Raw genomic sequence first — 23,101 nt, 5'->3', positions numbered from 1 at the left:
CCGCACCCGATCCTCGGGATAGGTCGGATCGACCGGCACATGCGCGCCACCCGCCTTGGTGATCGCCAGGACCGCCAGCACCATCTCATAGGTGCGCGGGAAGGACACGGCGACCAGCTTCTCCGGCCCGACGCCGCGGTCGATGAGCACCCGCGCCAGGCGCGAGGACTGCTCGTCGATCTCGCCGTAGGTGATCGAACGGCCGTTGTAGCGCACCGCGATTCGATCCCGGCCCAGCCGCAGGCCGTTGGTCATCAGATCCGGCAGCAGGCCGGTCGCCATGACCTCGTCGCCGTGCACATGGGTCAGCAGATCGTATTCACCGGACGCCAGCAGCGGCAGATCGCCGACCGGGACGGAGCGATCGCCCGCGATCTCCCCGAGCAGGCGCAGGAATCGCTGTGCGAACACCTCGACGGTCGCATCGTCGAACAGGTCACGGGCGAAGGAGAATTCGGCGTACATGCCGTTGGCCTCGTCGGCCGATTCCCGCATCGTCAGCGACAGATCGAATTTCGCGATATCGACATCGAAATCGACGGCCTGGACATGCAATCCGGGCAGTTCGAACGAGTTCTCCGGCAGATTCTCGAACGAGAGCGCCACCTGGAACAGCGGATGCCGCGCGGTGGAGCGCTCCGGATCGAGCAGATCGACCAGCCGCTCGAACGGGATGTCGGCATGCGCGAACGCCTGCAGGTCGGCATCCTTGGCCTGCGCCAGCAGTTCGTCGAAGGTCAGATGACCCTGCACATGGGTGCGCAGCACCAGGGTGTTGACGAACATACCGATCAGATCGTCGAGTTCGGCCTCGCCACGGCCCGCGATCGGGGTACCGATCGCGATGTCCTCGGTGCCCGACATGCGCGCCAGGAAGACCGCCAGCGCCGCGTGCACCACCATGAACAGCGTGGCGTTCTGCTCGCGGGCGATCCGCTGCAGCGACTGATGCAGATCGGTGCCGATCGGGAACACCACGCGCCCACCGGCGAACGACTGCACCGTCGGGCGCGGCCGGTCGGTCGGCAGGTTCAGCTCGTCGGGGACACCCGCCAGAGCCTTGCGCCAGTACTCGGCCTGGATCGACAGCAGGCTGTCCGGTTCGTCGGTCGAGCCGAGCAGATTGCGCTGCCAGACCGAGTAATCCGCGTACTGGATCGGCAGCGGCGCCCAGGCGGGGGCCTCGCCGGTCGAGCGAGATACGTAGGCCACCATCAGATCCCGCGTCAGCGGGCCCATCGACCAGCCGTCGGCGCTGATGTGATGCGCCACGAACACCAGCACGTGTTCGGCCGGAGTGACCTGGAACAGCCTGATGTGGAACGGAATCTCGGTGGTCACGTCGAATCCGGCCGATACCAGCTGCGCCACCTCGGCCAGCACCCGATCCTCGCCGATCCGCACCGGCGTCAGATCCACCGGCACCTCGGCGGGTGAAAGCACCCGCTGCACAGGGCCTTCCGACGTTTCCGGATACAGGGTGCGCAATACCTCGTGCCGCGCGACGAGATCGGTGACCGCCCGCTGCAGCGCCGTCACATCCAGCTCGCCCGAGAGCCGGATGGCCACCGGGATGTTCTCCACCGAGGACGAGGTGTCGAACTGGTTGAGGAACCACATGCGGTGCTGCGCCAGCGACAGCGGCACCCGATCCGGGCGCGGCCCCGCCACCAGCGGCGGACGGCCGCCCGCGCCGGCCTGCTGCTCGGCCTTGGCGGCCAGGCCCGCGACCGTGGACGCCTCGAACAGCGCGCGCACCGGCACCCGGGTGTCCAGCAGCGCGCCGATGCGGGCGGCGACCTGGGTGGCCAGCAACGAGTTACCACCGAGGGCGAAGAAGTCGTCATCGGCACCGACACGATCCACACCGAGAACATCGGCATACACCGACGCCACAACCTCCTCGATCGGAGTCGACGGCGCCCGGAACGCGATACTCTCGAACTCCGGCTCCGGCAACGCCTTCCGATCCAACTTGCCGTTCACATTCAACGGCAGCGCATCCAGGACCACGAAAGCCGACGGCACCATGTACGACGGCAACGCCGCCGACAGCGCCGACTTCACCTGCGCCACATCCACATCCGCACCCGACGGGACCAAGTAGGCGACCAACCGATCGCCCGCACGCTCATCCGACCTCGCCACAACGGCCGTCTGCGCGATCTGCGGCAACGCCCGCAGCGCGGCCTCGATCTCACCGAGCTCGATCCGGAAACCGCGGATCTTCACCTGGAAGTCCGTGCGACCCCGGTATTCCAACTCACCGTTGTGCCAGGCGACCAGGTCACCGGTGCGGTACATGCGAGAGGCGTGGGAATCCCCCTCTTGGGCCCCGAAGGGGTTCGCCACGAACCGATCCGCCGTCAGATCCGCGCGGCCGAAGTAGCCGCGGGCCAACTGCGCACCGGCCAGATACAGCTCACCGGACACACCATCGGGTACCGGGCGCAGGCGCGAATCCAGCACGTACACCTGGCTGTTCCACTCCGGCGCGCCGATCGACACCGACAGCTGGTCGGCGCGGGTCACCTTGTGGCTGGTGATCGAGACGGCGGACTCGGTCGGACCGTAGAGGTTGAACAGTTCGCCCGCGTTGTCTCGGCGGAAGCGCTGCGCGGTGGACGCGGGTAGCGCCTCACCGATCGCCAGCACGCGGCGCAGCGAACGCGACAGTGCCCCAGCCGATTCCACCAGTAGCGCGTCCAGCATGGACGGCACCACATGCAGTGTGGTGACGACCTCGCGGGCCATGAGCTCGTTCAGGTACGACGGGTCGCGGTGACCGTCGGCCGTCGCGATCACCAGGCGACCGCCCGACACGGCGGCGGACCAGAACTCCCACACCGACAGGTCGAATGTCGCCGCGGTCTTCAACAGCACCGCATCGTCCACATCGAGGCCGAATTCAGCTGTCTTCCAGAGCAACTGGTTGACCACCGCGGCGTGCGGCACGGCCACACCCTTCGGGCGACCGGTCGAACCCGACGTGAAGATCACATACGCGGTGTTCTCCGGACGCAACGGGGATACCCGCTCGGCGTCGCTGATGGCGGCATCGGCGAGCTCACTCAAAGCCAGCTCATCGATCCGAACCAGCGGCGACACATCGGTATCGAACTCCGCGGCGGCATTGGTGAGCACACACACCGGCGCGGCGGTGGACAGAATGTAGCCGGTCCGCTCGGCGGGCTGATCCGGATCCACCGGCACATACGCGCCACCGGCCGCGGTCACCGCATACATCGCGACCACGAGATCGGTCGACCGGCGCAACGCCAACCCCACCCGCGACTCCGGCCCGACGCCCAGCGAAATCAGATGCCGCGCCAGACGATTCACCCGGCGATCGAGCTCGGCATAGGTCAGCACCGCACTGTCCGGCCCGATGACCGCCACCGCGGTCGGATTCGCCGCGGTCGTCGCGGCCAGCAACGAGGCCAGGGTTTGCGCGCGATCGGTCTGGCGCACGGTGGCATTGCGCGCCTCGACCACCTCGGCCCGTTCGGCGGGGGCGAGCAGTTCGATATCGCCGACGGCCGTCCGCGGCGCGGCGATGATCTCGCCGAGCAGTCGCACGAACCGATCCACGAAGCCCTGCACCGTATCCCGCTCGAACATATCGGCGGCATAGGTGAACAGGCCGGTGATGCCCTCGGGCTCGCCGCCCTGACCGTAGCGGTCGGTCGCGATCAGATGCAGATCGAATTGCGAGATCCGGGTGTCGAAGTCCAGACCCGCCACCCGCAGACCCGGCAGCTCCAGGCTGGACTGGGCCAGGTTCTGGAACGACAGACCCACCTGGAACAGCGGATGCCGCGCGGTGGAGCGGACCGGGTTGAGCACCTCGACCAACCGCTCGAACGGCACATCGGCATTGGCGAAGGCCTGGATGTCGGTCTCGCGCTGGCGGGCCAGCAGTTCGGCGAACGGCTCGTCGGGCTCGACCAGGGTGCGGAACACCAGGGTGTTGACGAACATGCCGATCAGATCGTCCAGGACCGCCTCGCCACGACCGGCCATGGGCGTGCCGATCGCGATGTCACCGGTGCCCGACAGCCGCGACAGCAGCACCGCGAGCGCGGTATGCACGACCATGAACAACGTCGCGCCCTCGGTGCGCGCCAATTCGATGAGCGCCCGGTGGGTTTCGGCGTCGACGCGCACGTCGATCTTGCCACCGGCGAACGACTGCACCGGCGGGCGCGGGCGATCCGAGGGCAGATCCAGCTGATCCGGCAGCCCGGCCAGCGCTGTCTTCCAGTACTCCACCTGCTTGGCCGCCAACGATTCCGGATCGTCGTCGCTGCCCAGCAGTTCGCGCTGCCAGATCGAGTAGTCGGCGTACTGCACGGCCAGCGGCGCCCAGCCCGGCGCCTCACCCATCGAACGCGCGGCATACGCGGTCATCAGGTCCCGAGTCAACGGACCCACCGACGAACCATCGCCGGAGATGTGATGCACCACCATCGCCAGGACGTATTCGCCTGCGGCACCGTCGATCTCGAATACCGCGATCTTGACCGGCACCTCGGCGGTGACATCGAAGATCGTATTGGTCAGCGCGACCACGGCGTTCTCTACGTCGTCGAATGCGACCGTGCGGATCTCCAGTTCCGGAACCGCCTGGGCCGCAGGCAGAATCACCTGGACGGGACCGTCGGCCGTCTGCGGGTAGATCGTGCGCAGGATCTCGTGGCGCGCCACCAGATCCACGATCGCCGCCCGCAGCGCCGCCACATCCAGATCCCCGGACAGCCGCACCGCGATCGGCACGTTGTAGGCCGCCGACTGGGTGTCGAATCGGTTGAGGAACCACATGCGCTGCTGTGCCAGCGACAACGGAATCCGCTCCGGCCGCGGGCCCGCGGTGAGCGCCCTGCGCCCGCCCGCGCCCGCATGCTGCTCCACCCGCACGGCCAGCGCGGCCACCGTCGACGCCTCGAACAGCAGGCGCACCGGCACCCGCGTATCGAGCGCCTCGCCCAGCCGCGCCGCGACCTGCGTCGCCAGCAGCGAGTTACCGCCGAAGGCGAAGAAGTCGTCGTCGCGTCCCACCGCACCGCTGTCCAACCGCAGCACGTCCGCGAAGGTGCTCGCCACGATCTGCTCGATCGGCGTGACCGGAGCCCGGAACACGGCCTTCTCGAACACCGGCTCCGGCAGCGCCTTGCGGTCCAGCTTGCCGTTGGCATTGAGCGGCAACGCGTCCAGTCGCATGAACACCGACGGCACCATGTACGACGGCAGCTCCGCCGCCAGCGCCGACTGCAGGGCCTGCTTGTCCAGCTCACCCGGCTCGGCCGAGACGATGTAGGCCACCAGGCGGTCACCGGTATGCGGATCGTTGTGTGCGACAACGGCCGTCGTGACGATGCCGTCCCGCCGCAGCAGCGCCGACTCGATCTCGCCGAGCTCGATGCGGAAACCACGGATCTTCACCTGGAAGTCCGTGCGGCCCCGGTAGTCCAGCTCGCCGTCGGAGGTCCAGGCCACGAGGTCACCGGTGCGGTACATGCGCGAACCGCCGGAGGCGCCCCCGAAGGGGTTGGCGACGAACCGATCCGCCGTCAGATCCGCACGGCCGAAGTACCCGCGTGCCAGCTGCGCACCCGCCAGATACAGCTCACCGGACACACCGACCGGCACCGGACGCAGGCGCGAATCCAGCACGTACACCTGGCTGTTCCACTCCGGCGCACCGATCGACACCGTCGCCTGATCGGCCTCGGTCACCCGGTGGCTGGTGATCGACACCGCCGCCTCGGTCGGGCCGTACAGGTTGAACAGCTCCGCGGAATGCGCGCGACCGAACCGCTGCGCGGTCGACGCGGGCAGCGCCTCACCGATCGCCAGCACCCGCCGCAGCGAATCGCTCAGCGCCCCATCGGCGTCGGTGAGCAGCGCGTCCAGCATCGACGGCACGACATGCAGCGTGGTCACCGAGGTGGTGAGCATGAGCTCGTTCAGATACGCCGGATCGCGGTGCCCTTCGGGCGCGGCGATGACCAGGCGGCCACCGCAGACGGTGGCCGTCCAGAACTCCCACACCGACAGGTCGAACGTCGCGGCGGTCTTGAGCAGTACGGAATCCGATGCCGTGAGCCCGAATTCCGCTGTCTCCCAGAGCAACTGGTTGACGATCGCACCGTGCGGCACCGCCACGCCCTTCGGGCGTCCGGTCGAACCGGACGTGAAGATCACGTACGCGGTGTCGGCCGGGCCGAAGTCGCGCACCAGATCGGCCGCGGCGAGTGGGGCATCCGAGTGGCCGGACAGATCGAGCTCATCGATGGGAATGACGAGGTCATGCTCGAATTGTTCTGCGGCCGTGGTCAATACGCAGACGGGCGCGGCGGTCTCGAGGATGTACTCCACGCGATCGGCGGGCTGCGCCGGATCGATCGGCACATAGGCCGCACCGGTCCGGGCGACCGCGTACATCGCGACCACCAGATCCACCGAGCGCCGAATGGCCAGCGCCACCCGGTCCTCCGCACCGACGCCGAGCTCGATCAGGTAGCGCGCCAGGCGGTTTACCCGGGCGTCGAGCTCGCGATAGGTCAGAACCTCCTGCGGCGCCGCGGAACCGGACTCGTCGGCGACCAGCGCCACGGCGTCCGGATGCGCCACCACCGTGGCGTCGAGCAGTGCGGCCAGCGTGCCCGAGGGCAACGAATGCTCGGTGTCGTTCCACGCCCGCAGGATTCGCGCGCTCTCGTCGCCGTCGAGCAGGTCGATATCGCCGACCCGCACCGCGGTATCCGCGATGACCGCGTCCAGCACCCGGACGAACCGGTCGGCGAAGCCCTGCACGGTCGCCTCGTCGAACAGGTCCACGGCATAACCGAATTCGGTGACGATCTCCGCCGGGGTGCCGTCCTCGTTGTACCGGTCGTACAGCGTGACGTGTAGATCGGTCTTGGCCAGCTGCGAATCGAAGTCGACCGCGCTCACCGACAGGCCGGGCAGTTCGAAGGTGGTCTCGGCCAGGTTCTGGAACGACAGGCCCACCTGGAACAGCGGATTGCGCGCGGTGGAGCGCACCGGGTTGATGACCTCGACCAGCCGCTCGAACGGCACATCGGCATTCGCGAAGGCCTCGAGGTCGCGCTCACGCACCTCCGAGAGCAGCTCGGCGAATCCGGCGCCGCCGTCCACGCGGGTGCGGAACACCAGCGTGTTGACGAACATGCCGATCAGATCGTCCAATTCGCGCTCACCGCGACCGGCGATCGGGGTGCCGACGGCGATGTCGTCGGTGCCCGACAGCCGCGACAGCAGCACCGCCAGCGCCGCGTGCACGACCATGAACAGCGAGGTGTTGCTGGCCCGCGCCAGCTCGTGCAGGCGGGCGTGCCGGCGCGCGTCGATATCGAAGCGGATCGCCTTGCCCTGGAACAACTGTGCGGGCGGGCGCGGCCGATCGGTGGGCAGCTCCAGCTGATCGGGCAGCCCGGCCAGCGCGGTGGTCCAGTACGACACCTGCTGTGCGGCCAGCGATTCCGAATCGTCCTCGGAGCCCAGCACCGCGCGCTGCCACAGCGCGTAGTCGGCGTATTGCACCGGCAGCGGAGTCCACTGCGGTGCTTCACCCTCGGCGCGCGCCACGTAGGCGGCCATCACATCGCGGGCCAGGGGGCCCATCGACGAGCCGTCGGCGGCGACGTGGTGCACGGTGAAGGCGAGCACATGCTCATCCGCGCCGGTCACGTGGAACAGCGCCACCTTCAGCGGCACCTCGACGGTCACATCGAAGGTCGTCAGCGCGAATTCGATGATCCGGTCGAGCAATTCGGCCTCGTCGACCTGCACCGGGGTCAGCGACGGCGCGGTCGTCGAGGCGGGCAGCACGACCTGGTGCGGCCCCTCGGGCGAGCCCGGATAGGTCGTGCGCAGCACCTCGTGCCGGGCGAATACGTCGCCGATGGCCTGTTCCAGTGCGGTCACATCGAGCGTGCCCGACAGCCGCACGGCCAGCGGGATGTTGTCGACCGCGGAGGTTTCGGTGTCGAACTGGTTGAGGAACCAGTAGCGCTGCTGCGCGGGCGATAGCGGAATCCGTTCCGGCCGTTCGCCCGGTGCCAGGCGCGGCCGGGTGCGACCGGAACCGGCGCCCTGTTCGAGCCGGGCCGCCAGGGTCGCGACGGTCGAGGCCTCGAACAGATCGCGGACCACGAGCTGGATATCCAGCGCGGCGCCGAGCCGCGCGGTCACCTGGGTGGCGATCAGCGAGTTGCCGCCGAGGGCGAAGAAGTCGTCGTCCACGCCCACCCGGGTCACGCCGAGCACATCCTCGAAGGTGCCCGCGACGATCTCCTCGATCGGCGTCGACGGCGCCCGGAACACCTTGGCCTCGAACACCGGCGCGGGCAACGCCTTGCGATCCAGCTTGCCGGAGGCGTTGAGCGGGAAGGCCTCCAGGACGACGAAGGCCGAGGGGACCATGTACGCGGGCAGTTCGTCGGACAGCGCCGCACGCACCGCCTCGATGTCGACAGCGGTTCCCGACTCCCCAACCAGGTAGCCCACGAGCTGGTCACCCAGGCGGTCGTCCGAGCGCACGACGACGACCGACTGCGCCACCTGCGGCAACGCCACCAGTGCCGCTTCGATCTCGCCGAGCTCGATGCGCAGGCCGCGCAGCTTCACCTGGAAGTCGGTGCGGCCCAGGTATTCGATCTCACCGGCCGAGGTCCAGCGCACCAGGTCGCCGGTGCGGTACATACGAGCGCCGTCCCCGAACGGACCCGCCACGAAGCGATCCGCCGTCAGATCCGGCCGCGCGATGTAGCCGCGGGCCAACTGCGCACCCGCCAGATACAGCTCACCCGCGACACCGGGCGCGACCGGATGCAGGCGCGAATCCAGCACGTAGACACCGGTATTGAACACCGGGCGGCCGATCGGCACCGAGACGGTGTCGGCCGGGGTCACCTCGTGATAGGTCACATCGACCGCGGCCTCGGTCGGGCCGTACAGGTTGTGCAGCCGCGCACCGGTCAGCTCGATCAGCCTCTGCGCGGTGGGCGCGGGCAGCGCCTCACCGGAGGCGAAGACGTTGCCGAGGGTGGTGCATTCGGCCGCGCGCTCCTCGGCGACGAAGACCGACAGCATCGACGGCACGAAGTGCGCGGTGGTCACGCCCTCGGCGGCGATGAGTTCGGCCAGATATGCCGGATCGCGATGCCCCTCCGGCTTCGCGACGACCAGCCGCGCGCCGATCTGCAACGGCCAGAAGAACTCCCACACCGATACGTCGAAGGTGGCGGGGGTCTTCTGCAGCACCACATCGTCGGAGTACAGATCGTATTCGTCCTGCATCCACACCAGGCGGTTCACGATCGCGTCGTGCGTGACCGCGACGCCCTTCGGGCGGCCGGTCGAACCCGAGGTGAAGATCGCGTAGGCGGTATTCGACGGGCGCAGCGGCGCAACGCGATCCGCATCGGTGATCGGCTCGGCCGAGTAACCCGACACGTCCAGGCTGTCGATCTCGAGAGTCGGAGCCCAGCCCCCATCCACCCCGGCCCGGCCCCCATGGGCCCCGCCGAAGGCAGGGGCGAAATCGTCACGCGCGGTGGTCAATACGCAGACCGGGCGCGCGATCTCGAGCACGTACTGGTTGCGCTCGGCCGGATGATCGGGATCCAGCGGCACATACGCGCCACCGGCGACCGTCACCGCGTACATGCCCACGACCAGTTCGATCGACCGGCGCATGCCGAGGGCGACCAGCGAATCCGGTCCGACGCCGCGCGAGATCAGTTCGCGCGCGAGTTGATTCACCCGCTCGGAGAATTCGCCGTAGGACAGGGTCGTCCCCTCGAACGTCAGCGCGGGCTCGTCCGGCGTGCGCTCGACCTGCATCTGGAACATCGAGGCCAGGGTCAGGGCGCGGCTGCCCGCGGACTTGCCCAGCACGACACGGTCGATGTCGTAGGCGGTCGCATTCCAGTTGTCGAGCACCTTGCGGCGTTCGGTGTCGTCGAGCAGCTCGACATCGCCGATGGCCACGGCCGGTTCGGCCGTCACCGCCGCCAGCATCCGCACCAGCCGCCGCGCGAACGCGGCGACGGTCTTGGCGTCGAACAGATCGGTGGCGTAGGCGAATTCGGCGCTCATGCCGTCACCCTGGCCCTGCGCGTCGAACCGCTCGGTGAGGTTCAGATGCAGATCGAACTTGGCCGTCACCACGTCCAGCGGCACCCCGGCCACCTCGAGGCCGGGCAGTTCGAACGACGCCTCACCGGTGTTCTGGAACGACAGCATCACCTGGAACAGCGGATGCCGCGCCTGCGACCGCGCCGGGTTGATGATCTCCACCAGCCGCTCGAACGGCAGATCCGCCTGCCCGAACGCGGCCAGATCCGATTCCTTGGTGCGCGCGAGCAATTCGGTGAAGCCGTCACCGGGCGCGACCGGCGTCCGCAACACCAGCGTGTTGACGAACATGCCGATCGCCTCGTCGATGGCCGCCTCGCCGCGGCCCGCGACCGCGGTGCCGATGGCGATATCGTCGCTGCCCGACAGTCGCGACAGCAGCGCCGCGAACGCGGCGTGCACGACCATGAACAGGCTCGCGCCGTGCTCACGGGCCAGCGCGTTCAGTGCGCGCAACAGCTCGGCGTCGATCGAGAACTGGTGCACGCCACCGCGGTTGGACGCCATGGCCGGCCGCGGCCGATCCGACGGCAGATCCAGCTGATCCGGCAGTCCGGCCAGATTCCGCGACCAGGAGGCGACCTGCTGGGCGATCAGCGACTGCGGATCGTCCTCGGACCCCAGCGTCTCGCGCTGCCACAGCGCGTAATCGGCGTACTGCACCGGCAGCGGCGCCCAGCCCGGCGCCTCACCGCGCGAGCGGGAGGCGTAGGCGATCATCACGTCGCGGGCCAGCGGCCGCACCGACCAGCCGTCACCGGAGATGTGGTGGACCACGAAAACCAGGACATGCGTGGGGATTTCGGCATCGGTCACCCGGAACAGCCGGGCCCGCACCGGAACCTCGGTGGTCACGTCGAAGCCGGTGAGAACGACCTCGCCGATGCGCTCGGCGATGTCGGCCTCGGTCACCGGAATCGTTTCCAGCCCCGCGATTTCCGCACCGATCGGCAGGATCGCCTGGGTGCCGTGACCGTCGGCGGTCTCCGGGTACACCGTGCGCAGCACCTCGTGCCGGTCGACCACATCGCGGACGGCCGCGCGCAGCGCGTCGGTGTCCAGATCACCGGACAGCCGCACGGCCAGCGGGATGTTGTTGACCGCGCTGGCGGTGTCGAAGCGGTTGAGGAACCACATGCGCTGCTGCGCCAGCGACAGCGGAATCTCCTCGGGCCGCGGCCCGGCCACCAGCTCACGGCGACGACCGGATCCGGCATGGCTTTCCATCCGCGCGGCCAGCGCACCCACCGACGGCGCCTCGAACAGCAACCGCACCGGCACGCGGGTGTCCAGCGCCGCGCCCAGACGCGCCACGACCTGGGTCGCGATCAGCGAGTTGCCGCCCAGTTCGAAGAACTCGTCGTCGACACCGACCGGCTCGGTCAGGCCCAGCACCTCGGCGAAGGTCGCGGCGACGATCTCCTCGATCGGCGTGGCCGGGGCACGGAATTCGCGCGCCTCGAAGGCCGGTTCGGGCAGGGCACGGCGGTCGAGCTTGCCGTTCGGGGTCAGCGGCATGGCGTCGAGCACCACGATCGCGGCCGGGACCATATAGGACGGCAGCTGCCGCGCCAGATGCGCCCGCAGCGCGTCGAGGTCGATCTCGCCCTCGGCGGGCACCACATAGCCGACCAGCTGATCACCGGTCCGCGCGTCCGAACGCACCAGCGCGACGGCCTGAGCCACGGATTCGTGTGCGGTCAAGGCGGTTTCGATCTCGCCGAGTTCGATACGCAGGCCGCGGAGCTTCACCTGGAAGTCGGTGCGGCCCAGGTACACGAGCTGACCATCCGCGGCACGGCGGACCAGGTCGCCGGTGCGGTACATCCGAGAGCCGCCGGAGGTATCCCCCGGGGCCCCGAAGGGGTTCGCCACGAAGCGATCCGAGGTCAGATCGGTGCGGCCGAAGTAGCCGCGCGCGAGCTGCTCGCCCGCGAGATAGAGCTCACCCGCCACACCCGGCGGCACCGGATGCAAACGGCCGTCGAGCACATACGCCTGGGTGTTCCACACCGGCATACCGATCGGGATCGCACCCGCGACAGCCTCGCCGATCGAGGCGTGCGTGGCGTGCACGGTGGTCTCGGTCGGCCCGTACAGGTTGTACAAGGTGATATCGGGGCTCAGGGCCTGGGCCTGTCGCGCCGCATCGGCGGTGAACGCCTCACCGGCGATCAGCAGCACCCGCAGCGACGACACCGCAGCGCGGTCCACGCTCGCGGCGAACACCGTCAGCATCGACGGCACGAACGAGGTCATCGTGACCCGCTCGGCCGCGATCACGTCGGCGAGGTACTGCGGATCGCGATGCCCGTCCGGGGTGGCGACAACCATCCGGGCGCCGGCCGACAGCGGGGCGAACAGCTCCCATACCGACACGTCGAAGGTCGCGGGGGTCTTGAACAGCACCACATCGTCGGTGTTGATGCCGTATTGACCGGTGATCCAGCGGATCTGGTTCACCACCGCCGAATGCGGGACGGCCACACCCTTCGGGCGGCCGGTCGAACCCGACGTGAAGATCACATAGGCCGGGTTGGACGGACGCAGCGGTGCACGACGTTCCGCATCGGTCAGCGCGCTGTCGGAATACGCCGACAACTCGAGTCGATCGATGATCAGCACCGGCAACTCGTCCACGGTGAAACCGTCACGCGCAGTGGTCAATACCGCGACCGGCCGCGCGGTCTCGAGCACATACGCGATCCGCTCGGCAGGCTGGTCCAGATCCAGCGGCACATACCCGCCACCCGCCTCGAGCACCGCGTAGATGGCCACGACCAGGTCCAGCGACCGCCGAAGACCCAAAGCCACCAGCGTTTCCGGCCCGACACCGGACTCGACCAGATGCCGCGCCAGCCGATGCACACGAGTCGCGAACTCGGTATAGGACAGACTCTGCCCGGCCTCCCGGTCGACGACCGCGACCGCGTCCGGGGTGGCCCGGACCTGCGCCTCGAACAACTCGACCACGGTGCCACCCGCCGACAGCTCGAGCGCCGTCGCGTTCCAGCCCCGCAGCTCCTGCAACGCCTCCTGCGCATCCAACAGCGGGATATCCCCGACCGGCCGATCCGGCGTCGCCGCAATCAATTTCAGCAGCCGCGTGAACCGCCGCGCGAACATCGCGATCGTGTCGGCATCGAAAAGATCGGTGGCATAGATGAACTGCGCCTCGACCCCCGCACCCGGCTGCTCGGTCAGCACCAGCTGCAGATCGAACTTCGCGGTATCGATCGGCATATCCACGCCACTGGCCGTCAAACCCGGCAACTCGAGTGAGGTCTGCCCGAGATTCTGGAACGCCAGCATCACCTGGAACAACGGATGCCGCGCCCGCGACCGCGCCGGATTCAGAATCTCCACCAACCGCTCGAACGGCAGATCCGCATGCCCGAACGCCGCGATATCCCCCGCCCGCACCGACCGCAACAAATCGGTGAACGTCGTCCCCGCCTCGACCTCGGTCCGCAACACCAACGTATTGACGAACATCCCGATCACATCATCCAGCGCCCGCTCACCACGACCCGCGATCGGCGTACCGATCGCGATATCCCGCTCACCCGACAACCGCGACAACAACACCGACAACGCCGCATGAGTCACCATGAACAACGTCGCACCACGCGTACGGGCCAGATCCGCCAGCCGCCCATGAGTATCGGCATCGATCCGGAACGAATAGGTGGCCCCGCGACCCGACGCCACGGCCGGACGCGGCCGATCCGACGGCAGATCCAACTGCTCGGGCAACCCCCGCAGACTCGCACCCCAATACGAGATCTGCCGCGCGATCACCGACTCCGGATCATCCTCACGACCCAGCACCTCACGCTGCCACAACGCGAAATCCGCATACTGCACCGGCAACGACTGCCACGCGGGCTCGCCACCCTCGACGCGAGCACCGTAGGCGGTCATCACATCCCGGGTCAGCGGACCCATGGAGAAACCGTCGGCGGAGATGTGGTGCACGACCAGTGCCAGCACATGTTCGGTCGGGCTGACCTCGAACAGCCGGGCCCGGAACGGCACCTCGGCGGTGACATCGAAGCCGGTCAGGAACAACTCCGAAAGCCGCTGCGGCAGTTCGGTTTCGGCGACCTCGATCGGCGTCAGGTCCGGTATGACCTTGCCGGTCGGGACGACCTGCTGATAGGCGGTCCCGTCCAGCTCCGGATAGAACGAGCGCAGCGATTCGTGCCGCGCGAGCACATCGGCCACGGCGATCTGCAGCGCCTGCCGGTCCAGCAGACCCGAAAGCCGCACGGCCGCAGGGATATTGTCGACCGCCGACTCCGGATCGAAGCGGTTGAGGAACCACATGCGCTGCTGTGCCAGCGACAGCGGCACCCGCTCCGGACGCGACTGCGGCGCCAGCGCCTTGCGCCCGCCCGCACCCGAACGGGATTCGGCGCGGGCCGCCAGCGCGGCGACCGTGGAACCCTCGAAGATCTCGCGTACACCCAGCTGGGTGTCGAGAGCGGCCGACAGCCGCGCCGCCACCTGGGTGGCGATCAGCGAGTTGCCGCCCAGGGCGAAGAAGTCGTCGTCCAGGCCGACCCGTTCGACGCCGAGCACCTCGGCGAAAATCCCGGCGACGATCTCCTCCACCGGCGTGGCCGGGGCACGGAACACCGCGGCCTCGAACACCGGCGCGGGCAACGCGCGGCGGTCCAGCTTGCCGGAGGCATTGAGCGGGAACTCGTCGAGCACCACGAACACCGCGGGGACCATATAGGCGGGCAACCGCTCGGACAGCTGCTCGCGCACGTCCTCCACATCGATCGAAAGCCCGCCCGCCGCAACCACATACGCGACCAGCTGATCGCCGGTATGCGCATCCCCGCGCACCACCACGACCGACTGCGCGACCTCGTCCAACGCCGTCAGCGCCGACTCGATCTCGCCGAGCTCGATCCGCAGACCGCGCAGCTTCACCTGGAAGTCGGTACGGCCGATGTACTCGAGCTCGCCATCCTCGGTCCACACGACGAGGTCGCCGGTGCGGTACATGCGCGAACCACTGCCGGAGGTTCCCCCTTCATGGACCCCGAAGGGGTTCGCCACAAAGCGATCCGCGCTCAGATCCGCCCGCGCGACATATCCGCGCGCCAGCTGAACACCCGCCAGATACAGCTCACCCGCGACACCCACCGGCACCGGCCGCAACCGGCCATCGAGCACATACACCCGGGTGTTGAACACCGGACGACCGATCGGGACCGAGAGCTCATCCGCACCGGTCACCCGGTGATAGGTCACGTCGACCGCGGCCTCGGTCGGGCCGTACAGGTTGTGCAGCTCCGCACCGGTCAACTCGCGCAGACGATGGGCGGGCTTGGGCGACAACGCCTCACCGGAAGCGAATACCAACCGCAGCGAAGTGCACTGCGCCGCAGCCTCTTCGGCCACGAATACCGCGAGCATCGACGGCACGAAATGCGTCACCGTCACACCCGCCGCGGCGATCAACTCGGCCAGATACACCGGATCGCGATGCCCGTCGGGCTTGGCCACGACCAGTCGCGCACCGATCTGCAACGGCCAGAAGAACTCCCACACCGACACATCGAAGGTGGCCGGAGTCTTCTGCAGCACGACATCATCGGCAGCCAGCCCGTACGCCGACTGCATCCACACGAGCCGGTTGACGATGGCCGAATGCGGCACCGCCACACCCTTCGGCCGCCCGGTCGAGCCCGAGGTGAAGATGACGTACGCGGTATCCGCTGCCCGCAGCGGATACCGCCGCTCGGCATCGGTCACCGGATCGCCGGAGTGGTTCGCCAGATCCAGCAGATCGATCCGCACCTGCGCGGTATCGATCGCCAGATCGTCGCCCGTGGTCAGCACGCAGACCGGATCCGCGGTGGCCAGGATGTATTCGGTCCGCTCGGCCGGATGATCCGGATCCAACGGCACATACGCGCCACCGGCCACGCTCACCGCGTACATGCCGACGACCAGATCGATCGAGCGCCGCATGCCCAGCGCCACCAGCGATTCCGCGCCCACACCGCGCTCGATGAGCCAGCGCGCCAGCTTGTTCACCCGCTCGCCGAATTCGGCGTAGGACAGACTCGTCCCCTCGAAGGCGAGGGCGATCGCCTCGGGCGTGCGCTCGACCTGCGCCTGGAACATCGACACCAGCGTCGCGGTGCGATCGGTCTCGACATCGGTGGCGTTCCACCGCGAGACGACCGTCTCCCGCTCGGCGGCATCGAGCAGGTCGATCTCACCCACGACCGCATCGGGTTCGGCGGTGATCGCGGTCAGCACCCGCACCAGCCGATCGGCGATCCGCCGAATCGTGTTCTCGTCGAACAGATCCCGCAGATACCCCGCCCGAACGCGCAGGCGGTTGTCCAGCTGCGCGATCAGCGTCAGCGGGTAGTGCGTGGCGTCGGCGGCGTCCAGACCGGTCACGGCCATGCCGTCGATATCGGCGGCCTGGCGCTGAATACCCTCGGAGTCGACGGGATAGGACTCGAATACGACCAGCGTGTCGAACAGCCCGCCGATTCCGGCCGCGGACTGGATATCGGCCAGGCCGATGTAGTGGTGATCCAGCAGATCCGCCTGCTCGCCCTGCGTGCGGGTGAGCAGCGACCGCGCCGACTCCGACGGATCGAAGCGGACCCGCACCGGCACGGTGTTGATGAACAGACCCACCATGGACTCGACGCCCGACAGCTGCGCCGGACGTCCGGATACGGTCGTGCCGAACAGCACATCGTCGCGACCGGTCATGCGGCCCAACAGGATTCCCCACGCCGTCTGCAGCACCGTATTCGCGGTGACGCCCAACTGCGCGGCCAGTTCGGTCAGGCGCGCGGTGGTCGCCTCGTCCAGGTCGAAGAAGTACTCGCCGGACAGGCTGGTGATCTCGTGCGCGGTATCGGGCCGGGTCAGCAGCGTCGGCTCCGAGACACCGGACAGCGCCCGCGTCCAGGCCGCCAGCGAGGCCGAATGATCCTGCTGGCCAACCCATTCCAGGAAGTGCCGGTAGGACCGGACCGCTGGCAGCGCGCCGGTGTCGCCATGCGTGGCGTACAGCACCAGCAGATCCCGCATGAGCAGCGGCATGGACCAGCCGTCGAGCAGGATGTGATGGTTGGATACCGCCAGCGACCAGCGATCCTCGCCGACCCGGATCAGGGTGAACCGGATCAGCGGCGGCTCGGCCAGATCGAAGCGCCGCATGCGGTCGGCCTCGATCAGATCGCTCGCGTCGCCGGTGCGGCGGCGGTCGTGTTCGGCCCAGGCCGCCCGCACGCCGTCGAGCACGACCTGCACCGGATTGCCCTGGGCGTCGGTCACGAACGCGGTGCGCAGATTCTCGTAGCGATCCACCAGCGCCTGCGCCGCAGACCGCAGCCGTGCCGCGTCCACTCGACCGGTGAGGGTGAGCACCGCCTGCGCGGTGTACACGTCCACCGAGGTGGCGGCGAGCTGGGCGTGGAACAGCAGACCGCCCTGCAGCGCCGACAGCGGCCATACCTCGGTCAGCGCCGGGAAGCGCCGCTCCCAGCCGTCGATATCGGCCTGCGAGACCCGCACCAGCGGGAAGTCCGACGGGGTGTGCCCGCCGGCGTCGGCCGAATCCGCGTGCCGTGCGACGGCCTCCAGCGCGCGGGTCCACAGCGCGCCGAATTCTCCCACCTCGTCGGCGGCCAACAGGGTTGTCGGATAACCGATCTGGGCGGTCAGTCGGTCACCGGCCACGATCGCGTTGATATCCAACGGGGCCATGGCGGGCATATCGGCGTCGTAGGCGCCGCCCAGTTCGGCCAGATCCGCCGCGGGCACCCAGCCGAAGCCGCGCAGCGCGTCCGGCACGCTGGTCTCGGCGACGCGGCCGAGGTAGTTGAAGCTCACCTGGCCGGGCAGCCGCTCGGGCAGCTCGGCCGCGGTGCGCGGGTTCAGATAGCGCAGCATGCCGTAGCCGAGACCCTTATCGGGCACGGCCAGCAACTGCTCCTTGATCGCCTTGATCGCGCGGCCCATCGCGGGCCCGCCCGCCAGCGCGGCGTCGATATCGATGCCGGACAGATCGAAGCGCACCGGGAAGATCGCGGTGAACCAGCCGACCGTGCGCGACAGATCCGCGCCGGGAGCCACATCCTCCTCGCGGCCGTGGCCCTCCATCCGGATGAGCAGCGAATCCTCTTCCCGCGCACGCCATTTCGCGACGGCCAGCACCAGCGCGGTGATCAGGCCGTCGTTCACGCCGCCGTGGAACAGCGCCGGAACGGTCGTCAGCAGCGAGCGGGTGACCTCCGGGGAGACCTCGATGCCGTGCTTGGCGAGCACACCGGTCACATCGACGGCGGGATCGAACGGCCGCGCGGTCAGCAACGGATCCGGTCCCTCGACGACCTCGCGCCACCACTCGAGCTCGTCGGCCCGATCGGCCGCCGCCCGCTCGAGGGCATGCGCCCAGGTGCGCATGCTCGTCGCGGGCGCCACCAGCTCGGGCGTCTGCCCGGCCGACAGCTGACCCCATGCGGCCACGAAATCGGGCACCAGAATGCGCCAGGAGACGCCGTCGACCACGAGGTGGTGCGCTACGACGATGAGACGACCCCTCGGCTTTGCCTCGGGGACAAGAGAGGGGACGGAACCGGGGACAGAGGAGGGGGCGGAACCGGGGACAGAAGTGGGAGCGGAACCGGAGACCGAAGAGAGGGCGGAGCCGGAGACCGAGGCGGGGGTGGGCTCCAGCCATACGAACCGGATCACCACGCCCGCTTCGGGATCCAGCAGATTCAGCGTGGTGTCCACCGCGGCCGAGGCGATCTCGACGATCGCGGCATCATCGGCCGCGGCGTCGAATTCGACGCGGTCGATGAGCGCGTCGACCTCGACCGTGCCCGGTGCGGCGGTCTCGACGATCCACTCCGCGCCCGCGTGGCGGCGCAGCCGCGCCCGCAGCATGTCGTGGCGGTCGATCACCGCGCCGACGGTGGCCGCGATACCGGCCCGGTCGATGCCGATCGGAAGTTCCAGCGCCAACAGCTGATTGAAGCGCCGGAACTCGCCCGGCCGCTCGACCATGAACCGCACCACCGGCGTGAGCGGCATGGTGCCGACACCGCCACCGGGCAGCTCGACCAGCGTCGGCGCGGAATCGCCCCGCCCGTCGGCGCTTTCGGCGACGGCCGCGAGTCCGGATACGGTGCGCTGTTCGAATACGTCGCGCGGGCTGAAGATCACCCCGCGCGCCTTGGCCCGCGACACCAGCTGGATGGAGACGATCGAATCGCCGCCGAGGGCGAAGAAGGAATCGTCCACGCCGACCCGCTCGACTCCGAGCACCTCGGCGAAGATCTCGGCGATGGTGTGCTCCAACGGATTCCGCGGCGCGCGGAAGGTGACCTCGGTGGCGAACACCGGCTCGGGCAGCGCCCGGCGATCCAGCTTGCCGACCGGGGTCAGCGGGATCCGGTCGATCACCATGATCGACGAGGGCACCATATAGGCGGGCAGGCTCTGTTCGACATGTTCGGTCAGCACCGCCACGTCGATCGGATGACCCTGTGCGGCAACCACATACGACACCAGCGCGGTCGCACCCGCGGAGTTCTTATGGCCCACGGTGACCGCGAAGTCCACGGTCTCGTGCGCCGCCAGCGCCGCGTCGATCTCGCCCAGCTCGATGCGGAAGCCGCGCACCTTGACCTGGAAGTCGGAGCGGCCGACGTATTCGACCTCGCCGTGCTGGGTCCAGCGCACCACGTCGCCGGTGCGGTACATGCGCGCGGTCCCGGCGGCGCTGTCCCCGTAGGGATTGGCCACGAAGCGGTCCGCGGTCAGGCCCGCCCGCGCGTGATAACCGCGCGCCAGCTGCACGCCCGACAGATACAGCTCACCCGCGACACCCACCGGAACCGGCCGCAGCCGCGAGTCCAGGATCAGCGACTGCATGCCGCGGATCGGACCGCCGATGGTCACCGGATCGCCCGGCGACAGCGGATCGCTGATATTGGTCATGATGGTGGTCTCGGTCGGACCGTAACCGTTGTGGAAGCGGCGTCCCGAACCATCCTGCGCGCCACCCCATTTGGTGACCAGCTCGGCCGGGACGGCCTCACCACCGGCGACGATCACCTTCATCTCCGACAGCGCGGCCGGATCCAGCGAGGCCAGCACCGACGGCGTGAGGAAGGTGTGGGTCGCCCGCTCGCGGCGGATCAGCCGCGCCAGCTCCTCGCCGCCGTACACACCCGGCGGCACGACCACCAGGGTGCCGCCCGCACCGATCGCGAGCAGGAACTCGAGCATCGAGGCATCGAAGCTCGGGGAGGCGAAATGCAGTGCGCGCGTATCGGAATCGACGCGGTAGCGCTCGTTCTGCTCGGCCCGGAAGTTCGCCAGACCCGCATGGGTGACCACCACACCCTTGGGCACACCGGTCGAACCGGAGGTGTAGATGACATAGGCCGGATGTTCCGGGCGGATCGGCCGCAGCCGGTCGGCGTCGGTGATCGCGGCCGCCGAGTACGCACTCGAGTCCATCTCGTCGAGTACGAGCCAGTCCACCGATTCCGGCAGCTCACCGCGCACCGACGACACGGTCAGGCCCACCGGCGAACCGGAGTCGGTGACCATATGCGCGATGCGATCGGCCGGATAGGTCGGGTCGATCGGTACGAATGCCGCACCCGACCTCGACACCGCCCATTCGGCGAAGTAGGACTCGTCCGAACGCGGCACCGCGATCGCGACCAGATCCTCGGTTCCGACACCGCGTTCGATCAGCAAGCGCGCCAATCGGTTCGAGCGTTCGTCGAGTTCGCCGTAGGACAGAGTCGTCCCCTCGAACACCACCGCGGGCGCCGCCGGGTCGATGGCCGCGGCCTCGGCCAGCAGCTCGGGCAGGGTGCGGGCCGGTTCGGCGGGCAGTCCGGCGCGGGCGATCAGATCGGCCCGCTCGGTGGCGTCGAGGATATCGATCGCGCCCACGGAGATCCGCGGATCGGCGGCGATCGCCTCGAGCACCCACACCCACCGCTGCACGAGCTCCGCGGCGGTGGATTCGTCGAACAGATCGGTGGCGTAGGTCAGCGCCAGTGCCATCCCGCCCTGGTCGGCCGCGATCTCCGACAGCGTGAACTGCAGGTCGAAGCGGGCGAAGTTCTCCTCGAGATCCAGCGACGACACCGTGAGCCCGGGCAGTTCCAGGGTGGCGCGGTCGAGGTTCTGGAAGGCCAGCATGACCTGGAACAGCGGGTTGCGGGCCTGCGAGCGCTCCGGCGCCAGCAGTTCGACCAGCCGCTCGAAGGGCACATCGGCATTGCCGAACGCCTCGAGGTCGACATCCTTGATCCGGCCCAGCAGCGCGGTGAACGCCTCGGCCGGATCCAGGCCGGTGCGCAGCACCAGCGTGTTGACGAACATGCCGACCAGCTCGTCGAGCGCGGCCTCACCGCGTCCGGCGATCGGGGTGCCGACCGCGATATCGTCGCCGCCGGACACCCGGGCCAGCAGCACCGACAGCGCGCCGTGCATGACCATGAACAGCGATGAACCGTGCTCGCGCGCAACGCCTTCCAGCGCGGTGACCAGTTCGGGCGCCAGCGTGCGATGCAGGGTCGCGCCGCGATGCGAGGCGAGGGCGGGACGTGGCCGATCGGTCGGCAGCGTCAGCTCGTCGGGCACCCCGTTCAGCGCGTGCTGCCAGTAGCCGACCTGACGGGCCAGCAGTGATTCGGCATCGTCCTCCGAGCCGAGCACCTCGCGCTGCCAGATCGCGAAATCGGCGTACTGCACCGGCAGCGGCGCCCAGCCGGGCGCACTGCCCTGGGTCCGGGCGGTGTAGGCGGTCATCACATCGCGCGCCAGCGGGCTCATCGAGAAGCCGTCGGCGGCAATGTGATGCACGACCACGACCAGCACATGCTCATCGGCCTGCACCTGGAACAACCGGGCGCGCAGCGGCACGTGTTCGGCGACGTCGAAGCCGGTGGATACGAATTCGGTGACGGCCGTGACCAATTCGGTGTCCAGTACCGGATAGGCACGCAGATCCAGCGCGATCTGCTCGGCCGGGACGACCACCTGCATCGGGGTGCCACCGTGCTCCGGATACCGGGTGCGCAACGACTCGTGCCTACGCACGACATCGAAGACGGCCAATTCCAGTGCGGCGGTGTCGAGCTCACCGGAGAGCCGGATCGCCAGCGGCAGGTTGTAGGCCGCGGAGGTCTTGTCGTACTGGTTGAGGAACCACATGCGCTGCTGCGCGAACGACAGCGGCACCAGCTCCGCGGCCGCGCGGGCCCGGGCGCTCAGACGCGGCCGCGATTCACCGCCGGTATGCGACTCCAGCCGTGCGGCCAGCGCCTCCACGGTCGGGGCCTCGAACAGCATCCGGACCGCGACGGTCGTGCCCAGCGCGGTGCCGATGCGCGACACCACACGGGTGGCGATCAGCGAGTTGCCGCCCAGGGCGAAGAACTCGTCGTCCAGGCCGACTCGCTCCAGATCCAGCACCTCGGCGAATACCGCGGCCACGGTCTCCTGGACCGGGGTCTCGGGGGCGCGGAACGCCCGCGCCTGCACCGCCGGGGCGGGCAGCGCGCGCCGATCCAGTTTGCCGTTGACGGTCAACGGGATTCGGTCCAGCACCACGAAGGCCGTCGGGACCATATAGGACGGCAGCCGCTCGGCGGCCCCGTCGCGCACGGCGTCGAGATCGACCGCTCCGGTGGCCACCGCATAGGCGACGATGCGCTGATCGCCCGGCTGATCCTCGCGGACGATGACCGCGGCCTGCGCGATGCCCGGCTGCGCCAGCACCGCGGCCTCGATCTCACCGAGTTCGATGCGGAAACCGCGAACCTTCACCTGATCGTCGGCGCGGCCCAGGTATTCGAGTTCGCCGTGACGGTTCCAGCGCGCCACGTCACCGGAGCGGTACAGGCGACCA

General features: G+C 68.8%; 1 protein-coding gene (cut by both window edges). It reads right to left on the bottom strand.

The whole window is internal to a non-ribosomal peptide synthase/polyketide synthase gene (locus tag ACIA76_RS25565; RefSeq protein ID WP_397154831.1) on the bottom strand: the coding sequence, 43,932 nt in all, runs 5,169 nt past the left edge and 15,662 nt past the right edge, and what appears here is coding positions 15,663-38,763 (codon 5,221, partial, through codon 12,921, complete); reading right to left, the first codon wholly in view occupies window positions 23,098-23,100. Both the start codon and the stop codon lie outside the window.

The organism is Nocardia sp. NPDC051570, assembly GCF_044454005.1.
GTDB lineage: Bacteria > Actinomycetota > Actinomycetes > Mycobacteriales > Mycobacteriaceae > Nocardia.
Note: the sequence above shows the minus strand (reverse complement) of the source record. Positions and strands in the feature narration are given on the sequence as shown.